Origin of the sequence: Sphingomonas sp. (assembly GCF_965227385.1) — a bacterium.
GTDB lineage: Bacteria > Pseudomonadota > Alphaproteobacteria > Sphingomonadales > Sphingomonadaceae > Sphingomonas.
Genome location: NZ_OZ245750.1, coordinates 2,098,672 through 2,116,545 on the forward strand (window position 1 = coordinate 2,098,672; position 17,874 = coordinate 2,116,545).

The 17,874-nt window shown below is 66.1% G+C and carries 15 protein-coding genes; 4 read left to right on the plus strand and 11 right to left on the minus strand.

Features of this window, described 5'->3' with window-relative positions; all coding sequences use genetic code 11:
• The first annotated feature begins 1 nt into the window (after nucleotide 1).
• A complete protein-coding gene (locus tag ACO05N_RS10110) occupies nucleotides 2–367 on the plus strand; it encodes a zf-TFIIB domain-containing protein (protein WP_422056983.1) in 366 nt (121 codons plus the stop codon).
• 174 nt (nucleotides 368–541) lie between these two features.
• Here the strand turns inward: ACO05N_RS10110 and ACO05N_RS10115 are convergent, their stop codons facing one another.
• Nucleotides 542–1,966, minus strand: a complete 1,425-nt coding sequence (locus tag ACO05N_RS10115; protein WP_422056984.1) for an aldehyde dehydrogenase family protein — start codon at nucleotides 1,964–1,966, stop codon at nucleotides 542–544.
• 89 nt (nucleotides 1,967–2,055) lie between these two features.
• Here ACO05N_RS10115 and ACO05N_RS10120 point away from each other — a divergent pair, with 89 nt between their 5' ends.
• The gene (locus ACO05N_RS10120; RefSeq protein ID WP_422056985.1) at nucleotides 2,056–3,030 is read left to right on the plus strand and encodes a quinone oxidoreductase family protein; all 975 of its coding nucleotides are present in this window, start codon (nucleotides 2,056–2,058) and stop codon (nucleotides 3,028–3,030) included.
• Between the two features lie 3 nt (nucleotides 3,031–3,033).
• On the opposite strand, the gene ACO05N_RS10125 is transcribed toward ACO05N_RS10120, so the two are convergent.
• Together ACO05N_RS10125 and ACO05N_RS10130 are read right to left on the minus strand one after the other, a co-directional pair.
• The gene (locus ACO05N_RS10125) at nucleotides 3,034–3,645 is read right to left on the minus strand and encodes a flavodoxin family protein (RefSeq protein WP_422056986.1); all 612 of its coding nucleotides are present in this window, start codon (nucleotides 3,643–3,645) and stop codon (nucleotides 3,034–3,036) included.
• Nucleotides 3,646–3,680: 35 nt separating this feature from the next.
• Entirely contained in the window at nucleotides 3,681–4,976 is a 1,296-nt protein-coding gene (locus tag ACO05N_RS10130) for a M20/M25/M40 family metallo-hydrolase (protein ID WP_422056987.1), read from the minus strand.
• Nucleotides 4,977–5,101: 125 nt separating this feature from the next.
• On the opposite strand from ACO05N_RS10130, the gene ACO05N_RS10135 reads away from it, so the two are divergent.
• Entirely contained in the window at nucleotides 5,102–5,893 is a 792-nt protein-coding gene (locus ACO05N_RS10135) for a hypothetical protein (protein ID WP_422056988.1), read from the plus strand.
• A 154-nt stretch (nucleotides 5,894–6,047) separates the two neighbouring features.
• On the opposite strand, the gene ACO05N_RS10140 is transcribed toward ACO05N_RS10135, so the two are convergent.
• The 6 genes from ACO05N_RS10140 to ACO05N_RS10165 all read right to left on the minus strand — a co-directional run bounded on the left by ACO05N_RS10140 (nucleotide 6,048) and on the right by ACO05N_RS10165 (nucleotide 12,212).
• The gene (locus ACO05N_RS10140) at nucleotides 6,048–7,097 is read right to left on the minus strand and encodes a phytase (RefSeq protein WP_422056989.1); all 1,050 of its coding nucleotides are present in this window, start codon (nucleotides 7,095–7,097) and stop codon (nucleotides 6,048–6,050) included.
• Between the two features lie 2 nt (nucleotides 7,098–7,099).
• Nucleotides 7,100–9,436 carry a TonB-dependent receptor plug domain-containing protein gene (locus tag ACO05N_RS10145; RefSeq protein ID WP_422056990.1) on the minus strand — a complete coding sequence of 779 codons (2,337 nt, stop codon included), beginning with the start codon at nucleotides 9,434–9,436 and terminating at the stop codon, nucleotides 7,100–7,102.
• Between the two features lie 96 nt (nucleotides 9,437–9,532).
• Complete coding sequence (locus ACO05N_RS10150) at nucleotides 9,533–9,883, minus strand: hypothetical protein (protein WP_422056991.1); 351 nt, start codon at nucleotides 9,881–9,883, stop codon at nucleotides 9,533–9,535.
• A gap of 116 nt (nucleotides 9,884–9,999) precedes the next feature.
• On the minus strand, nucleotides 10,000–11,412 hold the full coding sequence (gene glnA, locus ACO05N_RS10155; protein WP_422056992.1) for a type I glutamate--ammonia ligase: 1,413 nt from the start codon (nucleotides 11,410–11,412) through the stop codon (nucleotides 10,000–10,002).
• Nucleotides 11,413–11,542: 130 nt separating this feature from the next.
• A complete protein-coding gene (locus ACO05N_RS10160; RefSeq protein WP_422056993.1) occupies nucleotides 11,543–11,977 on the minus strand; it encodes a DUF6968 family protein in 435 nt (144 codons plus the stop codon).
• On the minus strand, nucleotides 11,874–12,212 hold the full coding sequence (locus tag ACO05N_RS10165; RefSeq protein ID WP_224923404.1) for a P-II family nitrogen regulator: 339 nt from the start codon (nucleotides 12,210–12,212) through the stop codon (nucleotides 11,874–11,876). Before ACO05N_RS10165 ends, ACO05N_RS10160 begins: the two co-directional genes overlap by 104 nt.
• Nucleotides 12,213–12,500: 288 nt before the next feature.
• Between ACO05N_RS10165 and ACO05N_RS10170 the strand changes: the two genes are divergently transcribed.
• Nucleotides 12,501–14,312, plus strand: a complete 1,812-nt coding sequence (locus ACO05N_RS10170) for a DUF885 domain-containing protein (protein WP_422056994.1) — start codon at nucleotides 12,501–12,503, stop codon at nucleotides 14,310–14,312.
• Between the two features lie 135 nt (nucleotides 14,313–14,447).
• Here ACO05N_RS10170 and ACO05N_RS10175 read toward each other — a convergent pair whose 3' ends face one another.
• Together ACO05N_RS10175 and ACO05N_RS10180 are read right to left on the minus strand one after the other, a co-directional pair.
• Nucleotides 14,448–16,424, minus strand: coding sequence for a hypothetical protein (locus ACO05N_RS10175; RefSeq protein WP_422056995.1), 1,977 nt, complete (start codon nucleotides 16,422–16,424; stop codon nucleotides 14,448–14,450).
• Between the two features lie 131 nt (nucleotides 16,425–16,555).
• Nucleotides 16,556–17,755: an NAD(P)/FAD-dependent oxidoreductase gene (locus tag ACO05N_RS10180; protein ID WP_422056996.1), complete on the minus strand. Its 1,200-nt coding sequence runs from the start codon at nucleotides 17,753–17,755 to the stop codon at nucleotides 16,556–16,558.
• Between the last annotated feature and the right edge of the window lie 119 nt (nucleotides 17,756–17,874).

The following is a 17,874-nucleotide window of genomic DNA, read 5'->3' on the forward strand; positions in this document are numbered from 1 at the left end:
CATGCGTACCCCCGAAGCCGTTGCCGGCATGCTGTGCCCCGTGTGCAAGGTGGGCCTCCATATGAGCGACCGGCAGGGGATCGAGATCGATTATTGCCCGCAATGTCGAGGCATCTGGCTGGACCGCGGCGAGTTGGACAAGATCATCGAGCGTAGCGGCGTAGCCGAAGCCCCGGCCGCTCCGCAGGCGCCGCAACCCCCCATGCCGCCCCCGCCGCCGATGCCGCCGCAGGGCAGCCCGTGGCAGCAGCCGGGCGGCGGCTATGCCCAGCCGGGCTATGGCGGCGGATATGGCCATCAGGGTCACGATCCGCGCTATTACAAGCACAAGCGCAAGAAGAGCTTTCTGGAAGAGCTGTTCGACTGAGCCAATTCCTCCCCCAGCTCGCTGGGGGAGGGGAACCGCTGCCGCAGGGGGTGGTGGGGCGGCTGCGTAGACAGCCGTGAACAGCTCGGCAAATTCCGCCGTCTGACGACGGCGGCCCCTCCGTCAGCGCTGCGCGCTGGCACCTCCCCTGCGGAGCAGGGGAGGAACGTTAAGTCACGCCAGCGCGCCGACCATCGCTTTCACCTCCATGAACTCCGCGAGGCCATATTTGCCGTGCTCGCGGCCATTGCCGCTCTGCTTGTAGCCGCCAAAGGGCAGGTCGGGGTTGGGCTGGCCGCCATTGATATAGACCATGCCGGCGCGCAGGCGCGGGGCGACGCGCTTGACCGCTTCGGGGCTGCCGAACACCACCGCCGACAGGCCATAATCGGTGTCGTTGGCGATCCGGACGGCGTCTTCCTCGCTGTCATAGGGGATGATCGTGACGACGGGTCCGAAGATTTCCTCGCGCGCGATCATCATGTCGTTGCGCACGCCCGAAAACAACGTCGGCTTGACGAAATAACCGGTGTCGATGCCGTCGGGACGGCCCGGGCCGCCGGTCTCCAGCGTCGCGCCTTCCTCCAGCCCCTTGCGGATCAGGCCCTGGATTTTCTCCCACTGGGTCTTGTTTACGACCGGGCCGATATGGCGTCCCTCGTCGGCGGGATTGCCGCAGGTCGTCGCCTTCATCACCTCGGCGGCGGCAGCGGCGGCTTCCTTTTCGAGCGCGGCGGGGACGAGCAGGCGGGCGGGGGCGATGCAGCTCTGGCCCGAGTTGAGCAGGACGCTGAACAGCGTTCCCTTGACCGCCGCCGCGACATCCGCGCCCTCCAGCATCAGCGAGGGCGACTTGCCGCCCAGTTCCTGATGCACGCGCTTGACCGTGTCGGCGGCGTTCTTGGCGACCGCGACGCCGGCGCGGGTCGATCCGGTGAAGCTCACCATGTCGACGCCCTTGTGCTTGCTGAGCGCGGTGCCGACGCCGGGGCCGTCGCCATTGACGAGGTTGAACACGCCCGCCGGAACCCCGGCCGCATCCATCACCTCGGCAAAGATCGCGGCGCAGCTCGGCGCTTCCTCGCTAGGCTTGAGGATCATGGTGCAGCCGGCGGCGAGCGCGGGGGCGACCTTGGACACGATCTGGTTGAGCGGCCAGTTCCACGGCGTGATCATCGCGACGACGCCGATCGGCTCATGGACGACCAGGCTGTTGCCGACCGTTTCCTCGAACTCGAACTCCTTGAGCGCGCGGGCGGCGGACATCAAATGGCCGATGCCGGAGCCGACCTGCGCGGTCTTGGCGAGGCTGAGCGGCGCGCCCATCTCGGCGCTGATCGCCTGCGCCATGTCGTCCATGCGCGCCTTGTATTCCGCGATGACGCGCTCAATCAGCGCAAGGCGATCCTCGACGCTGGTGCGGGAAAAGGTTTCGAAGGCAGCGCGCGCAGCCGCGACCGCCTTGTCGACATCGGCCTGAGACCCCAAAGTGATTTCTGTGGTGGCAGATTCGGTAGCTGGATCAATGACTTGATGGATCGTTCCGCCCTCGCTTTCGATCCATTGGCCGCCGATATAGTGTTTGAGGTAGCTGCGCATCCTGGTCTCCGAAAAATTTGAGGTTCGGGTATGGAGGCTTATGTGGCGAGCGGGGGCACGGGTTGCAACCTGAAACTGGAGATGAGGCGATGGCGCGGCAGGCAGTGATCCGGACGACTGGCGGACCGGAAGTGATCGAATGGGTCGAGGTTGACCTGCCGCCGCCGGGTTCCGGCGAGGTGCGCATGCGGCACGAAGCGGTGGGGCTGAACTTCATCGACACCTATCATCGCTCGGGCCTGTATCCGGTGCCGCTGCCCAGCGGCCTTGGCAGCGAGGCGGCGGGCGTGGTCGAGGCGCTGGGCGAGGGCGTGACGGCGTTCGCGGTCGGCGATCGCGTGACGACCTATGGACCCGCACTCGGCGCCTATGCCAGCGCGCGCAACGTCGTGGCGGACGCACTGTTGCCGATCCCCGATGGCATCGGGTTCGACGTGGCGGCGGCGGTGACGCTCAAGGGGTGCACCGCCGAATATCTGATCGAACGCTGCGCGCGGGTGCAGCCGGGGCAGATGGTGCTGGTCCACGCCGCTGCGGGCGCAACCGGGCAGCTGATCGTGCAGTGGCTCAAGCATATCGGCGCAACCGTGATCGGCACGGTCGGATCGGCGGAGAAGGCGGAGCGTGCACGGACGATCGGCGCGGATCATGTGATCGAATATAAGCACGAGGATATCGCCGCTCGGGTGCGCCAGATTACCGGGGGCGAAGGCGTGCCGGTGGTGCTGGACGGGGTCGGCGGATCAACCTGGGAGGCTTCGCTCAAGTCCACCGCGCGGCGGGGCATGATCGTCAGCTTCGGCAATGCCGGTGGGCCGGTCACGGGGGTCAATCTGGGGACACTGAGCCAGCATGGCTCGCTGTTCGTGACGCGGCCGACGCTGTATCACTATTATGCGACGCACGAGGAGCGTGCGGCGGGCGTGGCGCGGGTGTTCGATCTGGTCGCGCGTGGCGTGCTGGAGGTCGAGATCGGGCGGCGCTACAAGCTGGAGGAGGCGGCGGAAGCGCATCGCGCCATCGCCGCCGGAGAGACGATAGGCGCGACGTTGCTGATCCCGTGAGCGTCAGCCTTCGCCGGGATAGGGCTTGGCCTTGAGCAGCCCGGCGAGGTGCGCGGCGTTGCCGGCGACCATCGCGGCGGTTTCCTTGACCTTCTTCGGCGTCTTGTCGAGGTCCTGAAAATCGGTTGAGCCCATCGCTTCGCCGACCCAGTAGCAGGCGGCGACCGCGGGGACGGTGTAGCCGACATCGTTCAGCGCCTGGAACAGCTGGGCCGAGCTGAAATGCGCGCCGTCCTCATTGCCGACGATCGCGGCAACCGCGACCTTGGAATAGCTCGGCATGCGCCCCTGATCGTCGGTTTCGGAGATGAATGCGTCCATTCGCTCGAGCACGCGCTTGGCGATGCTGGAGATCTGGCCCATCCAGATCGGGCCGCCAAAGATCAGGATATCGGCGGCGAGGATCTTTTCGCGCAGCGCGGGCCAGGCGTCGCCATCACCCTCGTCCGAAGACACGCCGGGCTTGATGTCCAGCGCGGCGACGCGGACGGTTTTGGTGATGGTGACGTCATGCTTGGCGAAGGCGTCGGCGAGGACCGCGATCATCGCATCGGTGGAGGAGCGCTCGGACTCATCGGCCTTGAGCGTGCAGTTTAGGGCTAGGGCGTTCAGCATCCCCGCACGACGCGCGGGGATACCGAAGCGTTCCGTCAATTGCGCTTTTCGCGGCTCAGCCGGGTGATGAAGGCGGCGCTGCGCAGCGCCTGAAGCGGGATCGATTTGAGGTCGACCCACTCGCCCTCGGCATGCGCATTGCCGCCAGCGACGCCGAGGCCGGCGAGCGTGTCGACGTCCGCGGCGACGAACGCGCTGTCGGCGGCGCCGCGGCGGGCGGGGTCCATCTCGGCCATTTCGGGGAGCTTGAGGTCGCGATTGACCGCGTTGAGTCTGGCCAGCAGCGCGCGGTTGCCGTCGGTCGGGGCCATCGGCGGATAGCCTTCCTGAAAGTCGAGGCTGGCGGTGGTTCCGGGCAGGTTCCTGGCCACGATCGCCTGCATCGCGGCGCGAGTCCTGGCCTCCTGTTCCGGCGTCAGCGCGCGCAGGTCGCCGCGTGCGACGGCTTCGGCGGCGACGATGTTGGTCTTTCCGCCCGCGCTGACCTGATAGTTGTTGTCGGCGAGGGTTGCGGGGGTGCCCGCCGCCATCACGCCGACGTTGAAGGTCAGATTCTGCTCGGGCAGCGTGCGGCGGAATTCGTCGAGGATGCGCGCCAGTTCATAGGCCGCGCCATAGCCGAGCGAGGCACCGAACACGCCGCTGCTATGCCCAGTCTTGCCAGTGGTGCGCAGCGTCCAGTTGGTCGAGCTGCGCCGCGCGACCGTGCCGGTGTCCTTGCCATCCTCGCGCGCGAGATTTTCGTATTCCAGCGCGACATCCGCCCATTTGCCGGCGGCGATCAGGTCGCGGCGCGCGATGGCGAGCGGGGCGCCGGTGCGCTCTTCGTCGCCGGTCAGCACGATCTTGATGTCCGCATGTTTAAGCGTTCCCGCCGCCTGCATCGCGCGCATCGCGGCGATGATGACAACGATCCCGCCCTTGTCGTCGCCGATGCCGGGGCCGGTCGCGCGGTCGCCATCGCGGACGAATTTCTGAAAGGGGCTTTCAGGTTCGAACACAGTGTCGAGATGCGCGATCAGCAGGATGCGCTTGCCCTTGCCATTGCCTTTGTGCGTCGCGACCAGATGGCCGGCGCGGCCGGTTTCCTTCATTTCGATCCATTCGACCGCAAAGCCCAAAGGCTCCAGCTCAGCGCGCACCATCGCGCCGACCTTGGTCACGCCATCGATGTTGAGCGAGCCGGAGTTCTGGTTGACCAGCTTCTCCAGCAGCGCGACGTGCCGGTCGGTTTCGGCCGTGATGGTCGCCGCCATCTTGTTCTCGGCGGGGGTCTGTGCGGCGACCGGAGCGGCAACCAGCAGGGCGAGTGGGGCGAGAGCGCGGAACATGAGCCGGTTAAAGCCGCTGGAGCCGCGCGCGGCAAGAGCAGGCGATGGGTTCAGTTTGGATGTGATCACATCCAAAAGGGATGCCGCACCCAAGTCGCCGCGCTAGACCAGGCGTGGGGGTGCCGATGTTTCGATGGTTTGGACCGAAGCTGCCGATCGACCGCGACGAGTTCGAATGGCTGCTCGCCGTGTTCGCCTGGCTGATCCAGACGGTCGATCGCGATCAGGCGTATCGCGACGCGGTGCTGATCCTGCCGACGCGCGACTTCTTCCCGCCCAGCGCGGCGCAGGGGCACGACCGGGCGATCGAGCTGTTCGAACAGGTGCGGGCGCATGCGGGCATGGCGGAGTGGGAGTGCGTACTGGTGCCGGGCGAGGAAGAGCGCGAGACACGGATCGCGCCGGGCCATGCGCTCAAGCATGACTATAGCCCGCCGGGCGGCACCTTCGGCCATGACGGCAATCGCGTCGTCATCACCTACAACCCATCGGCACTGGCGCGACCGGCCGACCTGGTCGCGACGTTTGCGCACGAGTTGTCGCATTACCTGATCCACGCCGACGGCAGCATGCCGCCGGGCGGCGCGGCGCTGGAGGAACATGCCACCGACGTCGCCGCGGTATTCCTGGGCTTTGGCGTGTTCATGGCCAATGGCGCGAAGAATTTCGCACAGTTTCAGACCGGCGAGGAACAGGGCTGGGAAATGCGGCGGCAGGGTTATCTGAGCGAGGAGGCGCTGACGGCGGCGCTGGCGATCTTCGTGCGCATGGCGGGTGTCGAGGCGGCGGATGCCGAAGCCGAGTTGAAAGACTATCTGCGCGGGGTGTTTCGCAAGACGCTGGCAGTGATCGATCACGATTATCCCGCACTGCGTAGCACGCTGGAAACGGCGGGCCTGGGCGACTGGAGCGACTGACCGGCCGGGGTCGGTCGAACGTGGTATTCGAATGGGCGGTATGGAATTCCAACGGGGCGGGCAGTTGCAGGGATGCGAACATGTCGCGGCACAACGCGCCGCCGGTGGTTACCGGCGGTCGACGTTGCGCCGCGCCATGTCCTGTCCGTGAAATTTACTGGATGCCCAGCGCCGCCTTGATGTCCGCCCAGGCGACATATTTGAAGTTCTGGGCCTTGGGCGGGTTGTAGCCGTCCTGCGCCACGAACAGCCCGCCGGGATAGGTGGGACCGAAGTCGCCGGGAGCGAAGTCGATCCCGTCGGTCTCTTCCGTCGCGCCAATGGTGCTGCCCGCGGCGATCCGGAAGCGACCGACATAGGAGTCGTCGGACAGGCGATAGACGGTGTAGGCGTGGTCGCCCTGGCTGCTGACGATCACGTAACCGCCACTGCCGGTGCCTTCGGGCGCAAGCGTCACGCCCTCGACATCGATCACCAGCTTCTGCCCATCGGCCGGCGCGATCAGCGTGCCGGCGACGGGGCCGTCGGCGCGGGCATCGAAGCGCCACAGGCCGACATTTTCCTCACCGACATAGAGGCGCTGGGTGCGCGCGTCGGCAGCGCAGCCTTCGGACTGGGTGGCGAGCTTCATCGTGCGGACGATCGTGCCGGTCGGGGCGGCGCCCGACAGGTCGAGCGCGACCTGACGGATCGTGCCGTCCTTGATCACGTTGAACGCATGCAGCGTGTCGCCGACCGCCATAAGGCACAGACCATAGGCCTCACCCGCGCCGACCGGCACGATGCCGAGCGGGGTCAGCCGGGCAGTCGCGGGGTCGAGGCGGAACAGCGCGAGCTTGGCATTCTTGCGATCGTTGCGGTCGCTCGCCGCCACGATGATGCCGAGCGGCCCCATGTCCTTGAGGTCGACATTGTTGACCTGGCCCGCGTCGATGAAGAACCGGTCCTTGCCGGTCAGGTCATAGACGTGCAGCCCAGCCTTCTTGTCGGTGCCGACAATCAGGCTCGCCGCAGGGTCTGCCGGGTTGCGCCAGATCGCGGGATCGTCCGCCGCATCGGCGTTGGTCGTGCCGACCGCATCGGTCTCACCGCGCGCCTGAACGCTGGCGGCGGGGGTGGTGGGGACCACCGGGACAGGACGCCCGGTGGTCGCACAGCCTGCTGCCACGAGCGGCAGCAGGGCGAGGGTGAGGGTCCGCTTCATCATCAGAACGCCAGACGTGCCATGACCTGGAAGACCGGCCCAGCGGTTTCGCTCTCGAGTTCATATTCGTCGAAGTCGCGCGCCTGCTGCTCTTCGAAAGTGTTGAACTTGTTGAACACTTCCCTCTTCGCGCCGTTCAGCAGGTTCGACCCCACCGCGCGGATCGTGAACGCCTTGCCGAACCGCTTTTCCACGAACACTTCAAGGTCGGCGCCATAGGTGGTGCGAACCTCTTCCGCGACGATGCGATCGTATGCCGCGCCCTGCTTGCGATAGGTGGCGCCAAATGCGGCGCCGAAGCTGGGGATGTCCTGGATGAAGCCGAAATTGTAGACGATGTTCGACTGGCCGTTGAAGCGGCGCTTGCCCAGCTCGTCGGTGATCTCGCTGTCGAGCAGCGACAGGTTGCCGAAGACGCCGGTGTCGGGCAGGCCGAGGAAGCCGAGGCTGGTCGACAGGTCGAATTCGACGCCATAGACCTTGCCGTCGCCGGTGTTGCGCGGCTGGTAGACCCAGGTGATTTCGTCGTCGGTCGGATCGGCAGGGTCGCCGAGGTCGGTGGCCGAGCCATAGGCCCGCGTGTTGAAGATTTCGACCAGATCGGCGACGTCGCGATAGAAGAGGTTGATGCCGATCACGCCGGTGCGACCCAGGCGGTGCTCATAGCCAAGGTCCACGCCCCACGCCTTTTCAGGCCTGAGCAGCGGGTTGCCCTGAAGGTCATTGTCACCCAGCTCTTCCTCGAGCGTCACCGGGCTGATGTAGTCGAAGCGCGGGCGACGGACCGTGCGCGCGCCCGAGATGGTCATACGGCCATCGCCCAGTTGGATCTTGGCCGACGCGCTGGGCAGCAGATGCGCATAGTCGGTGTCGATGTTGAGGCCGCCCGGCGTCCGGTCGTCGATCGAGACATTGGTGGTCTCGTACCGGACGCCGACTTCCCAGGTGATCACGCCGTTCTTGCCCTCGACCAGGGCGAATGCATCCTTGCGCTCTTCCTTGATCGTGCTCAGCCCGCCCGTGATCGGCGCGAAGCCGACAAAGCCGGCCGGGAACTGGTCGGGCGTGTTCGACGCCGTGTTCCACACGCGCGTTCCGGCGGGCAGGTTGAAGCGCTGGCGCATGGCTTCCTGAATGTCGGTGTCGCGGTCCTTGCTCTGGTAGAAGGCGCCGAACACGACCTCGATGCCCTTGCTCGCGTCGACGGCGTGCTCCAGGCCGGCCGAAAATTCCTTGTCGACGATATGGGTGTCGAACCGGTCGCCGGTGAAGCGCGGGCTGGACCGGTTGAACTCGATCTCGTTCTCGGTTTCCCACTGGTCGTCGATGAACTCGGCATAGCCGAGCTTGAGCTTGGTTTTGCCGGCCGCCCAGCGCTGGGTCAGCTTGCCGTTGATGCTGAAGTTGCGCTGATCGATATTGTTGATGTTCGAATTGTCGACGAGCAGGCCGGGAACGGTCGGGTTCGCGCCCGGGACCGGGCCGTAGACTCCGTTTGCGGCATTATATTCGAAGCTGCGCTCGGTCTCGATCCGGTCGGTGCGGACCCAGAAGCCCGACAGTTCGAAGTCAGTGCTCTCGCCGCGGATGTCGTAGCTGGCGTTGATCGTATAGTCGGTGCCGTCGCGGACGTCCGATTGATCCTCACGGTTCTGGAAGACGCCGCCGGGCTTGTCGAAGCGGACGCTGTATTTCTTCTTCGGATTGTAGCGACCCTGGATGTTGCCGCCGATCAGCAGGCGACCCGGGCCGACCTGACCGCCGAACACCGCGCCGAAGCTCGGCTTGACCTTGCCATCGTCGAAGGCCAGCGCGCCGGCGCGCAGATAGCCGCCGTCGAGCTGATAGCCGTCACGCAGCACGATGTTGAGCGTGCCGGCAACCGCGTCGCCGGTGCGACGGGCGGAGGAGGAGCGGACGATCTCGACCTGCTTGACCAGCTCGGCCGGGATACGGTCGAGGAAGAAGCTGCGGTCGGCGTTGGTGCCGGGCACCTTTTCGCCGTTGATCAGGATCTGGGTATAGCCCGGGTCGAGGCCGCGCAGGCGCGCGCCGTCGCTCTCGATCACGTCCGACAGGAAGGTGACGCTGGGAACGCGCTTGAGCGCGTCGCCGGCGGTCAGCGGCTCGAAGCGCTGGAAGAAGTCCTGGTCGTAGACCAGCTCGGGCTCGGCGCCTTCGGTGCGGTAGCGATAGGCGATGGTGCCCTTCACCACGATTTCCTGCGCCGTTTCGATGCTGTCGGCGGCGGGGGCGTCTTGCGCGACCGCAGGCGCCGCGGTGGCGAGCGCGATCGTGGCGATGCTGGCACCAGCCAGCGCATTCAGAATCAGTTTCATTGCGTCCCCCGATGATGAGTCGAGGGGGCGCTTAGGTGTGATGCGTGTCAGTTCGGCGCGATTTGGGTGTCAAAACGGTTGCGCAACGATGACTCTTTAGTGACGTTGCCCTGGTGGCACGGTTGGCATGTGGCGGATTTGTGCCATCGCTACTCCCATCGCGGCATCTTCAATACCGCCGCTAACCGGTCGATCCGGAACGCCGGTCGCCGCCGCCGTTGCCGCCTCAACCTGTTGCATCGCCTGGGCAATGGACTGCGCGGTAACGTCGGCCATCGGGTTGACTGCGAGGCCCGGGATCGCGGTCGCAAGCTGCGCATCGATCGCGGCGAGCGCGTCAGTGACGGGCGGGCTTGGTGGTTTGGGAGCTGACATGTTTCTCCTCCAGTGGGGCCGGTGGGGTTGCGATCCGGCCTGCAAGCACATCATGCCTGAAACGATCGGCATCCGAAACGATACTTAAGGGGCGTCGGGCGGATCATGCGAAAACGCCCGGGCCTTTCGACCCGGGCGTCTCGCTGTCCGGCACCGCCTCCCCCGAAGCGGCGACGAAGGTTCGGCGCTTAGGCCGAATAGTACATGTCGTATTCAACCGGCGACGGCGTCATTTCCCAGCGGGCGACGTCAGCGCGCTTCAGTTCGATATAGGCTTCGATCTGGTCCTTGCTGAACACGTCGCCCTTGAGCAGGAAGTCCATGTCCGCCTCGAGGCTGTCGAGCGCTTCGCGCAGCGAGCCGCACACGGTCGGGACCTGGCTCAGCTCTTCCGGCGGCAGGTCGTAGAGGTTCTTGTCCATCGGGTCGCCCGGATGGATCTTGTTCTGGATGCCGTCGAGGCCGGCCATCAGCAGCGCCGCATAGCAGAGATACGGGTTGGCCAGCGCGTCCGGGAAGCGGAATTCGACGCGCTTCGCCTTGCTGCCCGCGCCATAGGGGATGCGGCACGATGCCGAACGGTTGCGGCTCGAATAGGCGAGCAACACCGGGGCTTCGTAGCCCGGTACCAGCCGCTTGTAGCTGTTGGTGGTCGGGTTGGTGAAGGCGTTGAGCGCCTTGGCATGCTTGATCACGCCGCCGATGAAGTAGAGGCACATGTCGGACAGGCCGGCATAGCCATTGCCCGCGAACAGCGGCGTGCCCTTGTCCCAGATCGAGATGTGGGTGTGCATGCCCGAGCCGTTATCTTCCTTGATCGGCTTGGGCATGAAGGTCGCGGTCTTGCCATAGGCATGGGCGACCTGATGCACGACATATTTGTAGATCTGCATGCGGTCGGCGGTCTGGACCAGCGTACCGAAGGTCAGACCCAGCTCATGCTGCGCCGCGGCGACTTCATGGTGATGCTTGTCGCAGGGCAGGCCCATTTCGAGCATGGTCGAGACCATCTCGCCACGGATGTCGACCGCGCTGTCGACCGGCGCGACCGGGAAGTAACCACCCTTGGCGCGCGGACGGTGGGCGAGGTTGCCGCTTTCATATTCCTTGCCCGAGTTGCCGGGCAGTTCGATGTCGTCGATCGCGTAATAGCTGGTCGAATAGCTGTTTTCGAAGCGGACGTCGTCGAACATGAAGAATTCGGCTTCCGGGCCGACATAGACGGTGTCGCCGATGCCGAGCGACTGGAGATACGCCTCCGAACGCTTCGCGGTCGAGCGCGGGTCACGGGCGTAGAGCTCACCGGTCGAGGGCTCGACGATGTCGCACACCAGGATCAGCATCGGGGTGGCCGAGAACGGATCGGTCCAGACCGCGTCCAGATCGGGCTTCAGGATCATGTCGGATTCGTTGATCGCCTTCCAGCCCTCGATCGACGAACCGTCGAACATCAGGCCGTCGGTCAGCTCATCTTCGCCCAGCACGCTGGCGACCATGGTGAGGTGCTGCCACTTGCCCTTGGGGTCGGTGAAACGCAGGTCGATCCATTCGATCTCCTGATCCTTGACCATCTTCAGAATGTCGGCGGCGGTGTTAGCCATTGGAACCAAGCCCTTTCTGTTTTTGTCCTGCACTGCCCCGGGGAGCGCCCGGGGCGGAGAATCATATTGCGCTGCGGTGCAGCTTCGTGAAATTTTTGCAGTGCGTCAATTCTACGCGCTGCGGTCGTCCTTATTCGAGTTTCGGTACCCTTAAACCGAGGTCATTTTCGCCCAGCCATGAGACCGGCGGCCGGACTTCAGGCGTCCCATCGGCGACATAGCGAAGCCGGTGTTCGGCACCGCCGATCGCCAGCAACAGCGCCTGCATACTGTCGATCCCGACCGCGTAATCCCGCTTCGTTTCGCCGTCCGGAAATTCAATCGTGTAGAAGCATCGCCATGGCGGGTCTGTTGGGTCGGCATCATAGCGCGGATCGGGATATGGCGCGGGTTGGTGAAACGAAACGACCACCGCTCCGTCATCGCGGTCGAAGGTGCGTCCGGCGATGACGGGGCCAACATCAGATCGCATTCTCGTCGCGCTCGCCGGTGCGGATGCGCAATGCGGTTTCGATCGCGGTGACGAAGATCTTGCCGTCGCCGATGCGGCCGGTTTGCGCGGCATTGGCGATCGCCTCGACCACGCGCTCGGCAAGCGCGTCCTCGACCACCACTTCCAGCTTCACCTTGGGCAGGAAGTCGACGACATATTCCGCGCCGCGATACAGCTCGGTATGCCCTTTCTGGCGGCCAAAGCCCTTGGCTTCGGTCACGGTGATGCCCGACACGCCCACTTCGTGAAGCGCCTCCTTCACCTCATCCAGCTTGAACGGCTTGATGATGGCCTCGATCTTTTTCACGGTTTCATCCCTCTGTGACGCCGGCGCGAATCCCGATCGGTCCAATTCCGCAGCCAGGGTGACGGCGGAATGGTCCACGATCAAGCGGAACGCCCCTGTCGCGCGACGTTGCATGGGGCGTGCCAGTTTCGCGATCCGCGAAATTCCGTGGAAGGGCCCGGGCGCGGGTTAACAACTGCCTAACAAATGGGCAGCGCGGCCGATCGGTTGCGCGATTGCGGTGCAGCCTTGCGCGACCGACGGGCGGGTGTAATGTCTGCCTATCACACCAGTTCCAAGGATTTCCCCATGCGCGTTTCGCTTCTTCTCGCCGCCCTGCTTGCCGGCGTCTCCGCCGTGCCCGCCACCGCGCAGCAGCAACCGGCCCCGGCCGCGCAACCGGGCGAGGGGGCCGAGGATGCGAAGCTGCAGGCCCTGTTTCATGCGAGCGACGAGGCGTCGCTGAAGCGCAATCCGCTGATGGCGCTGTTCCGCGGCGACATGCGTTATGCCGACCGGCTCGGCGATTATTATACCGACGCTTTCATCGCGGCGGAGAAGGCGGCGAACGCGGCCGACCTGGCGGCGCTGCGCACGATCGACCGCTCCAAGCTGACGGAGGTCAACCGCGTCGCATATGACGTGTTCGAGGCCGACCAGCTGCGCGCGAAAAAGGGGTTCGACGACAAGATCCTGGCGGTGACCAAATATCTGCCGATGGACCATTTTACCGGCTTTCAGGCATTTTATCCCGACTTCGCATCGGGACAGGGCGCGGCGCCGTTCAAGACGCTGGCCGATTACGAGAACAACCTGAAGCGCAACGCTCAATATGCCGCGACCTATGACCGGGTTATCGGCCTGTTCCGTGCGGGCATGAAGCGCGGGATCGTCCAGCCCAAGCTGGTCGTCACCAACATGGTCGGGCAGTTCGACAATCTGATCGCGCAGGGTGTGGAGGAGTCGGTCTTTTATGCCCCGGTCAAGAAATTCCCCGAGGAGATTTCGGAGGCCGATCAGGCGCGGCTGAAGGCGGCCTATGCCGCGCAGGTGCGTGACGTGATCCTGCCGGCGCACAAGAAGATCCGCGACTTCCTGGCCAACGAATATCTGCCCGTCGCGCGCGACAGCGTCGGCACATCGGCGTTGCCGGGCGGTGCGGCGGTCTATGCCTATGCGATCGAGAGCAACACGACGCTGCCGCTGACCGCCGACTATGTCCACAATCTGGGGCTGTCGGAGGTCAAGCGCATCCTTGCGGAGATGGAGGCGCAAAAGGCGAAGGTCGGGTTCAAGGGGACGCTGCCCGAATTCTTCACCCACCTGCGCACCGACAAGCGGTTCCAGCCGGAAAGCGCCGACGCGCTGCGCGCCGGGTTCGAGGCAATCGGCAAGCGGGTGGACGCGCGGATCAGCGAGCAGTTCGCGCTGGTGCCCAAGACCCCGCTGGAGATCCGACCGGTCCCGGCCTATCGCGAGAAGACCGATGCGGCGGGCAGCTATTCGTCGGGAACGCCCGACGGGTCGCGGCCGGGCGTGTTCTACTTCAACGCCTATGACCTGCCGACGCGCTACACCTGGGGCATGGAGACGCTGTACCTGCACGAAGGCGCGCCGGGGCATCATTTCCAGATCAGCCTGGCGCAGGAGAATGCGGCGCTGCCCGCGTTCATGCGCTTTGGCGGCAATACCGCCTATGTCGAGGGCTGGGCGCTCTATGCCGAAACGCTGCACGACGAGCTGGGCGTCGCGGTCGAGCCGTATCAGCGCATGGGCGGCCTGAACGACGAGATGCTGCGCGCGATGCGGCTGGTGGTCGATAGCGGGCTGCACGCCAAGGGGTGGAGCCGGGAGAAGGCGATCGACTATATGGTCACCAACTCGCCGATGTCGCAGACCGACGCGGTGGCCGAGGTCGAGCGTTACATCGCGATGCCGGGCCAGGCGCTGGCATACAAGATCGGCCAGCTGACGATCCTGAAGGCCAAGGCAAAGGCAAAGGCGACACTGGGCGCGAAGTTCGATCCGCGCGGCTTCCATGCCGCGGTGCTGGACACCGGCGCGCTGCCGATGCCGGTGCTGGAGAAGAAGATCGCCGATTGGGCGGCGGGGGTGAAGTAGGGGGCGATCCCCACAGGATCGTCACCCCGGCCGTCGTGCCGGGGGCTATTCTGCCTCACATCCTGCGATCGAGCCCCTTGCCTTGCGCTCAGCATCCCGGTGCACGCCGGCACGCGGACGGGGTGACGAAGTACGTTAGCGGCTCGCCTTCCACGCCGCCTCGACCATCAGCCGTGCGGCTTCGGTGCGTTTGCGAGCCAGCGCGAGGTCGTTGAGATTGGCGCGTGCCGCGTCGCCGGTGAAGCGCGCGGAGGTGCGGGCTGCCAGTGCGATGCGGGCGGGGGTGAGCGCGGCGCCGGCGCGGCCGGAACGGAGCAGCGCGCGGGCGAAGGGTTCGGCGACATCGAGCAGTTGCGGGCTGTCGGTTCCGTAGATGCGGGACGCGGCGGCGATACGGTCGGCGAACAGCCGTATGCCTTCGTCCTTGCCCTGCAGCGTCAGGTTTGTGGCGAGCGCGCGCAACGCTTCGGTGCGGTATTCACCCTCCCATGGGATCATGTCGTTGCCCTCGATCTTTGCCAGCAGCAGGCGGCGGATCGGTTCGGCGTGCGCGGCACGGCCCTGACGTTCGAGCAGATGGGCGAGGCGGGCGCGGGTGAAGACATTGGGGTCGTCGAACATCGCGGCAATGTTCATCTTGTCGTCGCTGTCGCCCAGCGCCAGCGCCTCGCGCGCATGCGCCTCGGCCTCGGCGAGCGCACCGGATGCCTCGAGCGCATCGGCGCGGGCGAGCAGGTAAAACATGCGCCGCCATTCGTTGACGTCCTTTGCGGCGCGGACGCGGGCGATGCCGTCGGCGGTGAAGGCGAGCGCGTCGGCAACCAGCCCGCGCGCGAGCAGGGTGCGGGTGATCCCGGCGAACGCCTCACGCGAGTCATCGCCCTCGAAATTGTCGTAGCGCAACGAGAGCGCCCAGATGCGGCGGTAGAGGAGTTCGGCCTCGGCCATGCGGTTCTGGGCCTCGACCGCGCCGGCAAGTTCGATGACGTAGCCGAGCGCGCCGTTCGATTCCGGCCCCCAGCGCTTTTCGGCACTGGCGAGCAGGCTGGCGAGGATCGGCTCGGCCCTGGCCGGGTCGCCGGTTTCGACATAGAGGTTGGCGAGGACCGATCCGGCATTTTGCAGCGCGAGGTCGTCGAATTTGAGCAGGCGGAGATACACCGGGTAGACGCGCTCATAGATCGCGATGGTCGCGGCATTGCCGCTGCCGGTCTGGCCGGCGACCTCGATCAGCCGGTCGGCGGCGCGGCGGGACAGGGGCGCGCCGGGCGTGTCGCCCACGACCTGTTGCACCGCGCGGATCCCCGCATCGACTTCGCCCATCGCGAACATCAAGGCGAGTTCGGCGTCGGCGGGCGGGGTGCCGGGCTTGCGCGCCTTGACAAAAGCGGCGCGGGCACCGGCAAAGTCCCCGGCGGTGCGCAGGATCTGGCCCTGCACCCGGTAGAGATCGCGCACCGCATCGGGCGCGCGGGCGGCGGGGCGGTCGAATGCGGCAATGGCGAAGGCGACGAGGCGCGCGGCGCGGGGCTTGTCCTGCCCACCCCAGTTTTGAACGCTGACCGCGCGCTGCGCCATGTCCTTGGCGAAGGCGGTTTCGAACGCGGGATAGGCGGCGGCGACGAAGGGAGCGAGGAAGGCGCGGGCGCGCGCTTCCTCTCCGGCGAGGACGAGGCCGTAGGTCATGAAGAAGATGTCGTCGATATCGTCGGTAGCGACCGGGCCGGTCTCACTGGTCCGTTCCGCCGCGCCCTTCATGCGATAGGCGGCGGTGAGCCAGGCCCAGCGCGCGAAGGTCGCGAAGTCGCGCGCCTTCATCGCCGCGGTGCGGGCATCGAGCCAGCGCGAATAGACGTCGAACTGGGTCTGGTCCTGCAATTTGGCAACGTCATCGGCGGGGCCGGCGAGGGCGAGCGCTTCGCGGACCAGCGGCGCGGCGTCGGCACGGCGGCCGACGATAAGGTGTTCGGCTGCCTGGATCAGCAGAGTGTCGGCGCGGGCCTGAGCATCGGGCTGGAGGGCGGGAAGCTGCGCGGGGGACGGGGCGGGCGCGTCCTGCGCGAGCGCGGGTGCGGCGAGCAGCAGGCCGATGGCCAGGACGGTGATACGCATGCGATCCTCCCGCGCGGCGTTGTGGCAGCGCGGGGCAGGGGCGGCAACGGTCGAAATCTGGCAAGTGTTGGAAATCGGGCGAGATCGTGAGCAATCCATCCTCCCCCTTGCGGGGGAGGATTACATACGGATCAAATCGCCATTCCCGCCGCCCAGCCGCTCGACCAGGCCCATTGGAAGTTATAGCCGCCGAGCCAGCCGGTGACGTCGACCGCTTCGCCGATCGCGTAGAGGCCGGGGGCGGTGCGGGCTTCCATCGTTTGCGAGGAGAGGTCGGCGGTGCTGATGCCGCCGATCGTGACCTCGGCCTTGGCATAGCCTTCGGTGCCGTTGGGGTGGAAGGTCCAGGCGGCGAGGGTGCGCTCGGCTTCGACGAGGCGCTTGTCGGCGATGTTGTGGAGTTCGGTGTCGAGGCCAAGCTGGTCGGCGAGCGTGTCGGCGAGGCGGTTGGGGAGGGCGTCGCCGAGTAGCTTGCGCAGCGTGGTTCGGGGGGCGGCGCGCTTGGCTTGCGTCAGCCAGCCGGGGGCGCGGTCGGGGAGGAAGTCGATTTCTACCGGCTGGCCGTGCCGCCAATAGGAGCTGATCTGAAGGATCGCGGGGCCGGACAGGCCGCGATGGGTGAAGAGCGCGGCTTCGCGGAAGGTGGTTTTTCCGGCGCGCGCGGCGACCGGGGCGGCGACGCCGGAGAGTTCGCGGAACAGCACCTCGTCGCCGCCGAGCGTGAGCGGGACGAGCGCAGGGCGGGGTTCGACCACCTTGAGGCCGAACTTGCGTGCGAGGTCATAGGCGAAGCCGGTCGCGCCCATTTTGGGGATCGACGGTCCGCCGGTGGCGATGACGAGCGCGGGGGCGGTGGCGGTGCGGTCGCCCCAGCTCACCGTGTAGCGGCCATCGGCGTGGCTCACGTCGCGGGTGGCGTGGCCGAGGGCGATTTCGACGCCGCCCTTCTCGCATTCGTCGAGCAGCATTGCGACGATCTGCTTGGCACTGCCGTCGCAGAACAGCTGGCCGAGCGTCTTTTCGTGCCAGGCGATGCCGTGCCGATCGACCAGTTCGATGAAATCGTGCTGAGTGTAGCGGCGCAGCGCGGACTTGGCGAAATGCGGGTTGGCGGAGAGGTAGCGGTCAGGCGCGATGCCCAGATTGGTGAAATTGCACCGCCCGCCGCCGGAGATCAGGATTTTCTTCCCCACCTGATCGGCATGGTCGATCAGCAGCACGCGCCGCCCGCGCCGGCCCGCGGTGAACGCGCACATCAGGCCGGCTGCGCCTGCGCCGAGGATGATGATGTCGTAGGAGGTGAGGGTGGACAGGGCGGCGCTTTCCAACATTGGTTACCACGGCCCTTCGACGACGCTTGCGGCGGCGACAACAAAAAACATGCCGGGGTCCACCGGGCGGCAGGCGCGAAGCGAGAGGCTCAAGCGCCGGATGTGCGGCACAGTGGACC

What these genes read in the sequence shown, in the direction of transcription:
- ACO05N_RS10110 (WP_422056983.1), top strand. Translation starts at nt 2, where the DNA reads ATGCGTACCCCCGAAGCCGTTGCCGGCATGCTGTGCCCCGTGTGCAAG.
- ACO05N_RS10115 (WP_422056984.1), bottom strand. Translation starts at nt 1,966, where the DNA reads ATGCGCAGCTACCTCAAACACTATATCGGCGGCCAATGGATCGAAAGC.
- ACO05N_RS10120 (WP_422056985.1), top strand. Translation starts at nt 2,056, where the DNA reads ATGGCGCGGCAGGCAGTGATCCGGACGACTGGCGGACCGGAAGTGATC.
- ACO05N_RS10125 (WP_422056986.1), bottom strand. Translation starts at nt 3,645, where the DNA reads ATGCTGAACGCCCTAGCCCTAAACTGCACGCTCAAGGCCGATGAGTCC.
- ACO05N_RS10130 (WP_422056987.1), bottom strand. Translation starts at nt 4,976, where the DNA reads ATGTTCCGCGCTCTCGCCCCACTCGCCCTGCTGGTTGCCGCTCCGGTC.
- ACO05N_RS10135 (WP_422056988.1), top strand. Translation starts at nt 5,102, where the DNA reads ATGTTTCGATGGTTTGGACCGAAGCTGCCGATCGACCGCGACGAGTTC.
- ACO05N_RS10140 (WP_422056989.1), bottom strand. Translation starts at nt 7,097, where the DNA reads ATGAAGCGGACCCTCACCCTCGCCCTGCTGCCGCTCGTGGCAGCAGGC.
- ACO05N_RS10145 (WP_422056990.1), bottom strand. Translation starts at nt 9,436, where the DNA reads ATGAAACTGATTCTGAATGCGCTGGCTGGTGCCAGCATCGCCACGATC.
- ACO05N_RS10150 (WP_422056991.1), bottom strand. Translation starts at nt 9,883, where the DNA reads ATGCCGATCGTTTCAGGCATGATGTGCTTGCAGGCCGGATCGCAACCC.
- glnA (WP_422056992.1), bottom strand. Translation starts at nt 11,412, where the DNA reads ATGGCTAACACCGCCGCCGACATTCTGAAGATGGTCAAGGATCAGGAG.
- ACO05N_RS10160 (WP_422056993.1), bottom strand. Translation starts at nt 11,977, where the DNA reads ATGCCGCGCAAACCGGCCGCATCGGCGACGGCAAGATCTTCGTCACCG.
- ACO05N_RS10170 (WP_422056994.1), top strand. Translation starts at nt 12,501, where the DNA reads ATGCGCGTTTCGCTTCTTCTCGCCGCCCTGCTTGCCGGCGTCTCCGCC.
- ACO05N_RS10175 (WP_422056995.1), bottom strand. Translation starts at nt 16,424, where the DNA reads ATGCGTATCACCGTCCTGGCCATCGGCCTGCTGCTCGCCGCACCCGCG.
- ACO05N_RS10180 (WP_422056996.1), bottom strand. Translation starts at nt 17,755, where the DNA reads ATGTTGGAAAGCGCCGCCCTGTCCACCCTCACCTCCTACGACATCATC.